We start from the raw sequence: 12,650 nt of genomic DNA on the forward strand, positions 1-12,650 counted from the left end.
CTCATTCCATTATTTGCTTGTGAAATCGAGTTATTTTAAAATCTAGCTCCTTATACCATTTGGGCGGATTAGATTCTAGAAGTGAATCTTTGAACATTAAATGTGTTTGAACTTGAGGATTAAGCCTCTGCCCCCAACTCTCAAGATTTTGCTTAAAACTTTTAGCATTTTGAAACATAAAATTCATATCTACAACCTGTGAAATATCCCAATCATTCAAAGGCTGATTAAAATGTGTGCTTTCATAAAACATAAGTGTCATATTCTTTACTTTACTCACATTCCAAGTGTTAAGTGGTTGATTAAACGCGCTCTTACCAAACATCGCACCCATATCCTCCACATTACTCGTATCCCAAGCATCTAAAGGCTGATTAAATGCAGTTCCTATAAATATACCATTCATATTTTGCACAGAAGAGACATTCCAAGTGTTAAGTGGTTGATTAAACTCCTCCACACCGCCAAACATATAGCTCATATCTTTTACTTTGCTCGTATCCCAAGAATCTATCCCGCTAAAATCTATTCGCTCCCTCGCATTATAAATACACTTTTGCTTCCTTGTTTCCCATTGCGCTATGAAGTTATTTTTTATATTTTCTCTGTCTGTATCTGTGGGAGCATAACTCTCTCCTTTTTGTGCTGCTTGCTCCTCAATAGCAAGAATCACAAAAGATTCTATATGTTTAAAAAACTCTGCAAATACGTCGTGGCATTCCTCTGTGCTAAAATGAGCAAAAAGATAGCTCATATCTGTGATAGCACTCGTATCGATTTCATTAAGTTTTATACTCTCATCACGCACAAGTTCTACTAGCTCATCTCTATCCTTTGGGTGATAGGTATATTTTTGAGAATCTGTGCAACTAGTGAGCGCAAATGCCCCCAAACATATTGCGAAAATACACATAATCTTACATATTTTCATTTTACCCTCCTAGTTGGTAATTGCGCACCACTTTTATACTCGATTATATAAAAATTATATCAAAAAAATAGTTTTGACACAAACTTTAACCTCAAGTGTGCTTGAAGCGAGATTCATAAATAAATGCTAAAATGATATTTTTATTATGAGGATAGCAATGAATCAATATATGAATAATTTTTTCAAATATCTCCTTGTTGGTGGAAGTGCAGCACTTATAAATTGGCTAGTATTTTTTCTGTGCTTTTATCACTTTGGCATATATTATCTTTTTGCAGGAGTGATAAGTTTTATTATCGCTACCCTATGGAATTTTCTTTTTGCCAAAAAATTTATTTTTCGCTCCTATAATCAATCTATCTTTAAAGAAAGTGTGCTGATATATTTAGTCAGCTTTGGAGGCTTACTCATTGATATAGCTATGCTTTATGTATGTGTGCAATGGCTTGGATTATATGAAATAATAAGCAAGATTCTAGCCACAGGTGTGGCATTTGTATTTAATTTTGGTATGCGGCAATTTGTTATTTATCGCTGATTTTAACCCTCATTCAACCATATTTAACCAAAAACAAGTAGAATACATTATGCAACAAACATTAACTTGTATAAGCAAAGCAACAAAGGTTTATAATGAATAATTTTAGCAAAATTGGTTTTATCCTCGCCGCACTCGGAAGTTCTATCGGCTTAGGACACATTTGGCGTTTTCCTTACATCGCAGGGACAAATGGGGGGGGGGCATTTGTTTTGCTCTATTTATTTTTGGCACTCTCACTTGGTATTGCAATGCTTGTTGGTGAAATGCTTATCGGAAACAAAGGTGGGGGTGCAAATGCTGTCAAAAGCTATGAAAACCTTGATGTGAGCCCAAGTAAAAAATGGCGTTTGGCTGGATTTACACTTATTGGTGGTCCTATTATCTTATCCTTTTATGCTATCGTGCTAGGCTGGGTGTTTTACTATCTTTTTATGGTAAGTTTTAATCTCCCTGAAAATATGCAAGATTCCCAAACAATTTTTAATACTCTCTATACAAATGGATTTGTGCCTCAAACACTTGGTTTGCTTTTTGTTATGGGAATTACAGCGTGGGTTATTTCACGTGGTGTGAAAAAAGGCATTGAAGCTTTGAATCTTATCCTCACACCACTTCTTTTCATTATATTTTTTGGCTTACTACTCTATGCAATGAGTATGGATTCTTTTAGTAAGGCGTTACATTTTATGTTGAGCTTTGATATAAATGAAGCAAAAAAAGCACTCTCTCTTAATGTATTTATTGATTCTCTAGGGCAAGTATTTTTCTCCCTCTCACTTGGAGTGGGTATCATCATTACTTATGCCGCCTCATCACAAAGCAATCAAAATCTCTTTAAAAGTGCGCTTTGGGTAGTGTTATCTGGAATTTTAATCGCTATTATGGCTGGACTTATGATTTTTACATTTGTATATGAATATAATGGCGAAGTAGGTGGAGGTGCTGGACTTATCTTTATAACTCTACCTGTTATGCTCTCTCACCTTGGAATCTTAGGCAATATCATCGCTTGTTTATTCCTTGTAGCCTTTAGTTTTGCGGGGATTACTTCTGCAATTTCACTCCTTGAACCCGCCGTTATGTATGTATGCGAAACTTATCATTGGAGCAGAGCAAAAGCAACTTGGAGTATTGCTGGAGCAATTATCGCACTTGGTATGCTTATCATTTGCTCCATTTGCACACCTATGGCGGATTATCTTACTATTGGTGGTAAAACGCTTATGGATAGCATTGAATTTCTCTCTGCAAATGTTATTATGACACTTGGGGGACTTTTGGCAGTTATTTTTATTGGTTGGGCTGTGCCAAAAAATCAATTACAAGCATATACTGCGCATTTTTTTAATAAACTAACATTTACTCTTTGGTATATCATTATGCGCTACATTGCTCCACTTATTACTATTATGATACTTATAGCTGTAAGTGTGGAATTTTTCACAGGGGAAAATATTGCAACCTTTCTCTTTGGCGAGTAATTTACATCAAACATAAAGGAATCTTATGCGAAGCGACACCATTAAAAAAGGCTATCAAAGAGCTCCACACAGAAGCCTATTGCGCGCCACAGGGCTGAAAGACGAGGATTTCAACAAGCCCTTTATCGGCATTGCAAATAGTTATATTGACATTATTCCCGGGCATTTTTTCTTAAACCGCTATGCACAGATTATTAAAGAGGAAATTCGTGCTGCGGGGGGAGTGCCGTTTGAGTTTAACACAATCGGCGTAGATGACGGAATCGCAATGGGGCATAGCGGTATGCTCTACTCCTTGCCAAGCCGCGAGTTGATTGCGGATTCCATTGAAACGATGATGAACGCGCATAGTTTAGACGCGATGATTTGTATCCCCAACTGCGATAAAATCGTGCCCGGAATGCTTATGGGTGCGTTGCGTGTGAATGTGCCAACGATTTTTGTGAGTGGTGGTCCAATGAAAGCCGGGAAGCTAGAGGACGGCACAATACTAGATTTAAACTCTGCCTTTGAAGCGGTGGGCGCGTTTAGCGAGGGCAAGATTGATGAGAAAAGACTACACGAAATAGAATGCAATGCGTGTCCGGGGGGTGGAAGTTGTAGCGGAATGTTTACTGCAAACTCTATGAATACACTTTGTGAAGCTATGGGCGTGGCATTACCCGGAAATGGGACAATTCTAGCCCTTAGCAAGGAGCGTGAGGAGCTTTTACGCAAGGCAGCGCGTAGAATCGTAGAGATTGCGCTTGATGAGGCGCAAAGTGAGCGATTCAGATTCTGCAATATTTTGAATCATAAAGCCGTGCATAATGCCTTTGTCGTGGATATGGCAATGGGTGGCAGCACAAATACAATCTTGCATATGCTCGCAATCGCCAAAGAAGCGGAGGTGGATTTTAACCTAGATTCTATCAATGCGATTGCCTCTCAAGTGGCGCATATTGCTAAGATTGCCCCCGCGTTAAGCACGATTCATATGGAGGACATTAACCGCGCGGGTGGCGTGAGTGCCGTAATGAATGAAGTTAGCAAGAGGCATTCGGCTTTGAGCGACTTTTCAAGGAGTGCAGCAGACGCTTCATTGCGGAGTATGTCTAATACGCCTCATTCGCTTACCTCGCACAACCTTGAAAATTCATCTCAAATCTTAGAATGCCAAGATTCTAACCTAAATCCACAATCCATTCTTTATCTTGACGCGCTGACAATTACAGGCGAGACTTTGGGAGAACGCATTGCAAGCGCACAAATTGTGGATTCTAATGTTATTCGCCACAATGAAAATGCGTATTCGCAGGTAGGTGGGCTAAAGATTCTTTATGGCAATCTCGCGCGTGAGGGCGCAGTGCTAAAAGTCGCCGCAGTGGCGGAATCTATGAAAGAGTTTGAGGGAAGTGCGGTATGCTTTAACTCCCAAGAGGAAGCGATTAAGGGCATTGCAGGAGGCAAGGTAAAGGCGGGAAATGTTGTCGTGATTCGCTATGAGGGACCCAAAGGGGGACCCGGAATGCAAGAAATGCTAACACCCACAAGTCTCATTATGGGAATGGGCTTAGGAGAATCTGTCGCACTCATTACAGACGGACGCTTTAGCGGGGCAACGCGTGGGGGCTGTATCGGGCATATTAGCCCCGAAGCTGCAGAGGGGGGCTTGATTGCGCTCATTGAGGACGGAGACAAAATCGCAATTTCTGTTTCAAAAGGCACATTGGAATTGCTCGTAGATTCTAAAACTTTAGAATCTCGCCGCGCACAATGGAAACCCATCAAAAAAGAAATCAAAAGCAAATGGCTCAAACGCTACTCTTTGCTTGTGAGCAACGCAGCAAATGGTGCAGTGCTAAAAACGGATTTGTAGGGGTTTGGAATAAAAATTAAATAAAAAACATTAATCTTTGGTTATGGTATCATTTAAATCATAAAAATACAAAGACACACAATTTAAAGGAGGGTAATTTGCAAAAAAAGTATTTATGCAGTTTTGGCGATATGAGGCTTAATTTATCTGCTCTTAGATACTATCAGCAAGCATTGAATATGAATGTTTTTGATGATATTTTCATCTACAATGAATGCAGTCTTAACTTGAATTTTAGAAATAAAATGAAAGATAAAATGTATATTAATGCTGGGGGGGGGTAGTATAGATTCTGCAAAATCTTTAGCAAACAGAACTCCTACTCGCGGCTTTGGGTATTGGTGCTGGAAACCCTATATTATCCTTAAAACTTTAGAACAACTTGAAAATAATGACATCTTGCTTTATGCAGACATTGGTTGCACATTTCACCCAAAATATAGAGAGAAACTCCTTGATATGATTTCGCTTGTAAATCAAAACGAGATTATGGGCTTTATGATGTCATATCCTGAATACCAATACACAAAGTATTACAGACACGGGACAAGTAGCTGGTGGGTTGATTTATATGAAAAAAACGCCTTTAAGCCTAGAGGTTATAAACAAATGGCTTGATGTGTTTTACAATCATTTTCATCTTGTCGATGATTCTCAAAGTGTAGTGCCAAACCACAAAGATTTTATAGAAAATCGCCACGACCAAAGCGTTTGGAGTGTGCTAAATAAAATCTATAGCTTAAAAAACTTTGATTATCACAGCCATATCAATGAATCCTCCCCTATTTTTGCTAGCAGAAGCAAAATATTTATCCAAAATATGCAGTCACAACCCATAGACAAAGTGCTTTTATTTTGCAGTAGATTTTTTCCAAATAGAGTGGGTAGGCGCAGGATAAGAGAGGTGTTTCGCATTTTTAATATGCCAAATGATAGTTAAAAGATGTAATAATACAACATACAATAATTTTACATTACAAAAAGGGGATTCTATGCGAGAACTCAAAGACACAAAAGAATTAGAATCTGCTTATGTGCTAATGAAGCAGTTGCGTCCCCATTTAAGCAAAGATGAATTTGTCTCAAGAGTGAAGCAGCAGCAAAAAACTATGCACTACCGCCTCTTTGCATTCTATGACAAACAAAATCTTGTGGGACTATGTGGCGTAATGCCCTTTGATGTGCTGTATCGCGAGAAATGCCTTTATATTTGTGATTTGGTGATTGATTCTAATTTAAGAGGGCAAGGCTTTGGGTCAAAATTTTTGCAAAAAATTGAGAATCTAGCGCATATTGAAGGCTATTTACAAATCGAATTAAGCTCGGGATTCCCGCGAAAAAAGGCACATCAATTTTATGCTAAAATGGGTTTTGATAAAACAAGCTATGTATTTGTAAAAAATGTAGGAGAGCAAAAATGAAAGATAAAATGAGAGTTTTTGAAATAGTCATTTGCCTTAAAAAACTTGATAGCGCAATTTTTGCAACAATGCTACACTATGTAGAATCTTGTATTCAACCTAAAGGCATAAGCATTATTACCCAAAAAGATTCTATTATGCAATACAGACACATCTATTCTCGCATTCATTTTATTGATGAAGATTCGCTTTATCCCAATCTTAGTTACCACGCTGTGCAAGATAAGCTCTTATCGCTTGGTTGTAGCAAAAATCACGCAGGGTGGTATTTGCAACAATTTTTAAAAATGGCTTATGCTCAATTTGCTTCTAGCAGCAATGGGGGGGGGGTGCTATCTTATTTGGGACGCGGACGCGATACCCCTTAGTGCATTAGAGTTTTTTAATGCAGATTCTCAAATTCTTGTTGAGAAAGCCACAGAATACCACAAACCTTATTTTGATACATTAGACAATCTTAAAATTCCTATTGGCAAAAGCGTATATCTACACAAAGCCGCACCTTTTAGCTTTATCGCTGAAAATATGATGATAGAATCCTCTATAATGAATGAGCTTATTTCTCTCATAGAGCAAACTCATCAAAAAACCTTTTGGGAGGCAATTTTAGAGCATATTAATCCCGAAGATTTAGGTGCTTCTGGCTTTAGTGAATATGAGAGCTATGGGAATTTTATCTATACAAAATATCCACATCGCATTCAATGTATCACACGAAAAAGAGATAGGTTTGCTAAAAGGCTTATTGGAGAAAATCCTAACGAAAGCCTACTCAAATGGTATAAGAGAAGCTATGAAGTTATAGGTATAGAATCGTGGGATAAGACAAGCTTCTTATATCCATTCATTAAAGAATATAAAATCTTTAGAATCCTCCCACCAAGATTCTATATCGCTTTATTTGATTTTGTAGATAGGATTAAATCTTATCTATCGAGTATTGTCTAAATCTTTATCGCTGATTTTCCTGCCTTTTTTTTGCAATAAGGATATTTTGTAGTGCTTCTAGTGCTTTTTGGTAAATCCCCACATAGTAAGCTATCTCTCTATTGCTCTCTGCACCCTCGATCGATAAAGACACAAATTGACTTAATGTCTGTAATCCCTATATTATTCCTCCTGTGAAGTTCTTTGTGTCTGCGCACTATATTGTTTTTTTTGTAAATGCAAGATTGAATATCTAATCATAATAAATTGTATGAGTTTAAAGTATTAAACTCACTTCTTTAAATACTTTATAGATATTTATTAGCGTAAATTTGTGATAAAAAATGTTATAATTTTCGCATTTTTTGAATTTTCAAAGGAGACTTTATGCTTGGTTTTGCGTTGATTGTGTTAGTTTTATGTGGGGTAGTATTATTCTTTGGAGTGAAAATTATCTCACAAACAGATATTGCAATTGTAGAGCGATTGGGGAGATTCCATAGAGTGCTTGATGGAGGCTTTCATTTTATTATTCCTGTGATTGATAGAGTGAGTGCAGTAGTGAGTGCAAGGGAGCAAATGATAGATATTGGGCGACAGCAAGTGATTACCAAAGATAATGTGAATATCAATATTGATGGAATCGTGTTTTTAAAGGTATTTGATGCAAAATCTGCCGTATATAGCGTAAATGATTATAAAAATGCGATTGCAAATCTTGCCACCACAACACTTAGGGGTGAAATAGGGCGCATTAATCTTGATGATTCTCTCTCATCTCGTGATAGATTAAATGCTGCTTTGCAGGTTGCATTAGGCGATGCAGCGAATAATTGGGGTGTGAAAATTATGCGTGTTGAGATTAGTGAAATATCTGTGCCAAGAGATATTGAGGCGGCTATGAATCTACAAATGAAAGCAGAGAGGGAAAAAAGAGCCATTGAGCTTAAAGCTCAAGCGGAAAAAGAAGCACTTATTCGCAATGCTGAAGCCTTAAAACAAGAAAAAGTATTACAAGCTGAAGCGATTGAGAGAATGGCAGATGCGAAAAAATATGAGCAAATTGCATTGGCACAAGGGCAAAGCGATGCGATGGAACTTATTGCTGCTCAAATGGCAAAAAATGCACAAGCTGCGGAGTTTTTACTTACAAAAGAGCGTATAAGTGCATTTAATGAGCTTTCAAAGAATCCGAGTAAAGATAAGGTCATTATTCCTTATGAAACAAGTGAATTTATCGGTGGCTTAAGCGTTATGAGCGATTTTTTAGGCAAAACCTCTCATTCAAAATCATAGACTTTAAATGCTTATGTAAGGAGGGAGCGTGAATAATAGAATCTGCAAGGAGAGAAAATGTCAGCTCTTATACTTTTAGCTATTGGGATTGTAGCGATTATTGTTGAAATATTTTTTGGTTCATTTTTTCTATTATTTTTAGGCATTGGGTTTTGTATAACATCGGCTATTGAATTTTTTATTGGTTTTCATCACTTCGGAAATGCTTTTGTGTGGCAGGCTGTGAGCATTTGTCTTTTTTCGCTCCTTTCACTTATAGCACTAAGAAAACCCATAAAAAGCTGGTTTAATCGCTCCCAAACTTATGATGAAACTATGCTTTATGCTGGTGGTGAGGGCGAGATACGAGAAGGTATGGTGTATTTTAAAGGCACTTTATGGGCGTATGAAGATTCTCACCATATATTTAAAGAAGGTGAAAAAGTCAAAGTAAAAGAAATAAAAGACAACAAAGCTATTTTAGAATCTCATTAAAATTGCTTTTATAAATTATTATGCTTACAATGCCATACGAATGCAGTCATAAAGCATATCCATATTTTGCTCTGGCACAAATTCTACACCCATTAATTTACCTTTAGAGATGAAATCACGAGGTGGGAGTTGCTGCACAATGATGCAAAAGATAATTTTAGGATTTGCATTCTTGCTTGCCTTGTAGGTTTTGATAAATCCTAATGCGCTTGCATTACCAATTTTTTCATCAATCACAACAATATCTTGCGGATTCTGAATAAGATTTTTAAGCGCATTGATAGGGTCGCTATCTGTTGTAATAAGAAGACTAGAATCAATTTTTTCAATCACTTGTCGGTATTTTGCAATATTTACTGCACTTTCACGCACAATAAGAAGGTTTTTACGATTAGTCGTTTCAAGATAATGGAGCAAATCAAAGAGTGCTTTTGAACGCGAAGAAAGCTTTGTTTTATCTAATCCACGCAAAAAATAACGCAAAAATGTTTTAGAGCTAAAACTTCCTTCAATGCGTGAATTACGGAAGAAATTAATAATATGTTGGCTATGTTTTGCCCTACTCCATAAAGTTGTATCAAAATCATACGCTTTTGTATCAAGCAAAGTAATAAAGCGATTTTTGAGTTCTTCAGTCATTGGCACATACACGGAATTAAAAGCTTCAAGATGTTCTTCTTTAAATCGCTTCATACGCGCATTTTCTGTTATAAGTGCATCTTTTTGATTTCCAATAAAATTGAGCAAATCTACATACCGCTTACGCATTGCTTTTACTTCTTTTTCCATTTCTGTGTGTTCTTTGCTTCCTTTATCATTGTGCTTAGCCAAAGATTTCTCACCATCTGCAAGTGCATTACTCAGGGAGTTTGTTTGTGCTTGAGCATTAGCAAGTGAGATTTGAATCTCCTCAATATGCGTAATTGTGCGATTATACTCTACTTGACGCGCAAGAAATATCATTTCAAAAGCATAATTCAAGGAGTATTGAGTTTTTTTGCAATAATTTTCATATTCTTTAGAGAGATATAATATTTCGCTTTTAAGCTTTTTAAGTTCATCGTTTTCAATATTTGCATCCATTGCAACAAGATCATTGTATGCAGTAAGCAAAAAGCGACGCATACGGATAAAATCAAGTCTCAAACGCCCTGTTATATGTTCTTTATATGAATCTATAATTTTATTTTCGTGTGCAAAATATTCTTCAATACAAGTGCGTGCGCTCTTGGTTACAGGGATTTGGTCAGGGTCTATAGGTTTTGGCTTAAGATGAATTTTGGTGATTGCTTTCATCTCCACAATAAACTCTACCTCTACCCCCTTTTTAAGCTCACTTAGTTCATCTCCCCACATATCAAAGCTAAAATCAAAAACACGTTTATTCAACTCTTGCTCAACTTGAGCAATTTGTGTCTTTGAATCTATATTGATAATTGTCCCATATAACATAATCTACCTTTTTTGCATTCTAAGTTGATATTATACCTTAGCTTTTAAAATCTAAACAAAACCCTAAGGCTTCTTGACTAATTTTAATACTTCGTGTCTGCGCCCACGCATAAATTTCTTTTAATTCTAACGTATTATCACTTTGCGCTGGACTTAAATGAGTAAAAAGTGGGGGCAAGACGCGTAAAGGAGATTTTGATTGAATTTGTGCTCTAAAGACTATCAAATTTGCCTCTCTATCACAAAGAGAATGCACAAATCGTGCCACATCAATATGCAACCCATTCTTCTTTGCTTCATAAAAAATTTCCGCACATAATCGCGCATCATAGCACATACATAGCGTTCCATTTGGTTTTAAGACGCGTTTAATGTGCATAAACAATGATTGTGGAGGCAAAAAATGCTGGAATCTTGCCATATTTTTGCGTTCATTATCTCCAAGCAATGCACCTTGAGTATAAAAAGGTGGATTACTGATAATAAAATCAAATTTTTGAGAAGGTTTAAAATCTAAAAAATCAATACAATGTGCCACACCATTAAATGGCGCACTATTTTTACGCGCTAGAGCACTCATTAGCTCATCTTTTTCTACAAGGTGAAGTTTTGGATTTCCTCCCAAAGCGCAAATCTCTCTCGCACAGAGGATTCCTAAAATCCCACTACCTGCCCCAATATCCAAAATACTATAAGATTTTTTGAGGAAGTTTTTGGCAAAATATGCCAAAATGAGGCTATCTGTATTGTAGCAGTAACCATTTTCAAGCTGATAAATATCTATTTGAGCCATAATACAATATCTTTCCCAATATGCGCTTGATGGAGAAGGCTAAAACATTCATCAAAGCCTAAATGATTTTCTTCATTTTGAATACAATGTGGAGATTCTAAAAGCAAAAACATATCAATCTCTTCTCTTATATTATGCAAAAAAGCAAAACCACCCTCCACGATGACAAAACCTTGTAGCTCTCTCAAGATATGGGTATTTTCACAAAATTGCACACGATTATGAAGAGCAGGATTGGGTGCAGGCAATGCACGCAATGTGCGTGAGAAAACAAGCACTTGAGGTGTGGCAGTATTGTTATAAGGATAAGTGGCATAACGCGCATTAAGCTGTGGATTATCCGCTCTTAAGGTTGCACCAGAAATACATATATAATTACATACACTTCGCTGATTATGTGTAAAACTTTGTGAATCTTGACTTGATATGCGTCCATTTTTATAGCTTCCATCAAGTCTTTGGGCAAGTTTAAAAAGCACAAAACGTCCTTTGGTGCGTAAAGTATCAAATGGCAAAAGCAAGGACTTTGCATAATGTGCAATTTTGGGAGAGGGCAATATAAAAGCATTGATTTTTTGGCTAAGGAGGTAGGATAAACCACCAGTGGCAAGTGTATGAGATTCAGATATAGCGATACAGACTTTAGCAAATTTAAGATGCGCTATAAGCGTCGCACAAGGCGGTGTTTTGCCTTGATGATTGCAAGGCTCTAAGCTCACATAAAGGCTACATTGTGTAAAAAGATTCTGATGAGAGGCAAGTAAATACTGATGAATACTCTCACTACTTTGGCACGATAGAATCTGTTCATCTTTAGTAAGGGTATAATAAGCTTTTTGTATCGCAAGCACTTCGGCGTGGGGACTTCCTGCAATGATATGCACTCCCGTGCCCAAAATCTCTCCATTAGCAGATACCACTATCGCGCATACGCTTGGATTGGGTAAAGCAAGACTTTGGTGCTCCCACGCTAATTCACAACAATGCCATAATATTAATTCATCAAGAGAACGCAAAAGTAACCTTTGTCTTTTTTATATCCCCAAAAGCTATATATTGTATTTCATTTTGCACTTTTACTTCTATGCCATTTTCACTAACATTGTGCAAAATGCCTTCAATAATACTTTTATCCATAAGTCTTACGCTTACCATTTCACCAAGTGAAAAAGTATAGTGTGTGTGGGTTTTTAAAATACGCTCTAGCCCGGGTGAGCTTACTTCAAGAAAATATGGTGGAAGATTTGCTTCTTCTACATCAAGCAAAGGTGAGATAACCTCACTTAAATCTTGACAATCTTGCAAACTCACCGCATTGCTATTTTGTGAATCTAGCACCTGCATAGGGGCTTTGCGCGTAATGCTTATGCGTAAAATACATTGTTCATTTTCTTTTAACATTGCAATATCATAAATGTAGAGCCCAAAGGTTGAAGCCATTTTTGCTATTTTTTCTTGTGTGTGAAGTGAAAGCAT

16 protein-coding genes are annotated in these 12,650 nt (G+C 37.0%); 11 read left to right on the top strand and 5 right to left on the bottom strand.

Annotated elements, in window-relative coordinates:
• Position 1 precedes the first annotated feature (1 nt).
• Positions 2-931, bottom strand: a complete 930-nt coding sequence (locus LS65_RS00795; protein ID WP_138129728.1) for a BspA family leucine-rich repeat surface protein — start codon at positions 929-931, stop codon at positions 2-4.
• 157 nt (positions 932-1,088) lie between these two features.
• Between LS65_RS00795 and LS65_RS00800 the strand changes: the two genes are divergently transcribed.
• From LS65_RS00800 to LS65_RS00855, 11 genes are all read left to right on the top strand, one after another.
• On the top strand, positions 1,089-1,469 hold the full coding sequence (locus LS65_RS00800) for a GtrA family protein (RefSeq protein WP_052061109.1): 381 nt from the start codon (positions 1,089-1,091) through the stop codon (positions 1,467-1,469).
• Between the two features lie 92 nt (positions 1,470-1,561).
• Positions 1,562-2,953: a sodium-dependent transporter gene (locus LS65_RS00805; RefSeq protein WP_236096584.1), complete on the top strand. Its 1,392-nt coding sequence runs from the start codon at positions 1,562-1,564 to the stop codon at positions 2,951-2,953.
• A 25-nt stretch (positions 2,954-2,978) separates the two neighbouring features.
• Entirely contained in the window at positions 2,979-4,811 is a 1,833-nt protein-coding gene (gene ilvD / locus LS65_RS09995; protein WP_034362446.1) for a dihydroxy-acid dehydratase, read from the top strand.
• 98 nt (positions 4,812-4,909) lie between these two features.
• On the top strand, positions 4,910-5,095 hold the full coding sequence (locus LS65_RS00820) for a hypothetical protein (RefSeq protein WP_052061108.1): 186 nt from the start codon (positions 4,910-4,912) through the stop codon (positions 5,093-5,095).
• The gene (locus tag LS65_RS00825) at positions 5,079-5,429 is read left to right on the top strand and encodes a hypothetical protein (protein ID WP_052061107.1); all 351 of its coding nucleotides are present in this window, start codon (positions 5,079-5,081) and stop codon (positions 5,427-5,429) included. The genes LS65_RS00820 and LS65_RS00825 overlap by 17 nt, the downstream gene beginning before the upstream one ends.
• A complete protein-coding gene (locus tag LS65_RS00830) occupies positions 5,383-5,751 on the top strand; it encodes a hypothetical protein (protein WP_138129729.1) in 369 nt (122 codons plus the stop codon). The genes LS65_RS00825 and LS65_RS00830 overlap by 47 nt, the downstream gene beginning before the upstream one ends.
• A 52-nt stretch (positions 5,752-5,803) precedes the next feature.
• Positions 5,804-6,232 carry a GNAT family N-acetyltransferase gene (locus LS65_RS00835; protein ID WP_034362444.1) on the top strand — a complete coding sequence of 143 codons (429 nt, stop codon included), beginning with the start codon at positions 5,804-5,806 and terminating at the stop codon, positions 6,230-6,232.
• Positions 6,229-6,600 (top strand): hypothetical protein, encoded by a 372-nt coding sequence (locus tag LS65_RS00840; protein WP_034362442.1) that lies wholly within the window; start codon positions 6,229-6,231, stop codon positions 6,598-6,600. The genes LS65_RS00835 and LS65_RS00840 overlap by 4 nt, the downstream gene beginning before the upstream one ends.
• Positions 6,527-7,180, top strand: coding sequence for a hypothetical protein (locus LS65_RS00845; protein WP_138129730.1), 654 nt, complete (start codon positions 6,527-6,529; stop codon positions 7,178-7,180). The genes LS65_RS00840 and LS65_RS00845 overlap by 74 nt, the downstream gene beginning before the upstream one ends.
• 366 nt (positions 7,181-7,546) lie before the next feature.
• Positions 7,547-8,455 carry an SPFH domain-containing protein gene (locus tag LS65_RS00850; protein WP_034362438.1) on the top strand — a complete coding sequence of 303 codons (909 nt, stop codon included), beginning with the start codon at positions 7,547-7,549 and terminating at the stop codon, positions 8,453-8,455.
• Positions 8,456-8,512: 57 nt separating this feature from the next.
• Positions 8,513-8,929 (top strand): NfeD family protein, encoded by a 417-nt coding sequence (locus LS65_RS00855; RefSeq protein ID WP_034362436.1) that lies wholly within the window; start codon positions 8,513-8,515, stop codon positions 8,927-8,929.
• 24 nt (positions 8,930-8,953) lie between these two features.
• Here LS65_RS00855 and LS65_RS00860 read toward each other — a convergent pair whose 3' ends face one another.
• Genes LS65_RS00860 through LS65_RS00875 form a run of 4 tightly spaced genes read right to left on the bottom strand, consistent with a single transcriptional unit; the run spans position 8,954 to position 12,650 of the window.
• Complete coding sequence (locus LS65_RS00860) at positions 8,954-10,381, bottom strand: hypothetical protein (RefSeq protein WP_034362434.1); 1,428 nt, start codon at positions 10,379-10,381, stop codon at positions 8,954-8,956.
• 37 nt (positions 10,382-10,418) lie between these two features.
• Positions 10,419-11,174, bottom strand: a complete 756-nt coding sequence (locus tag LS65_RS00865) for a tRNA1(Val) (adenine(37)-N6)-methyltransferase (protein ID WP_034362432.1) — start codon at positions 11,172-11,174, stop codon at positions 10,419-10,421.
• Positions 11,162-12,190, bottom strand: coding sequence for a bifunctional diaminohydroxyphosphoribosylaminopyrimidine deaminase/5-amino-6-(5-phosphoribosylamino)uracil reductase RibD (gene ribD / locus LS65_RS00870; protein ID WP_034362431.1), 1,029 nt, complete (start codon positions 12,188-12,190; stop codon positions 11,162-11,164). The genes LS65_RS00865 and ribD overlap by 13 nt, the downstream gene beginning before the upstream one ends.
• Positions 12,177-12,650, bottom strand: coding sequence for a ribosome maturation factor RimP (locus LS65_RS00875; RefSeq protein WP_034362430.1), 474 nt, complete (start codon positions 12,648-12,650; stop codon positions 12,177-12,179). The genes ribD and LS65_RS00875 overlap by 14 nt, the downstream gene beginning before the upstream one ends.

Origin of the sequence: Helicobacter japonicus (genome assembly GCF_000762845.2) — a bacterium.
In the GTDB taxonomy this organism is placed as follows: Bacteria; Campylobacterota; Campylobacteria; order Campylobacterales; family Helicobacteraceae; genus Helicobacter_C; species Helicobacter_C japonicus.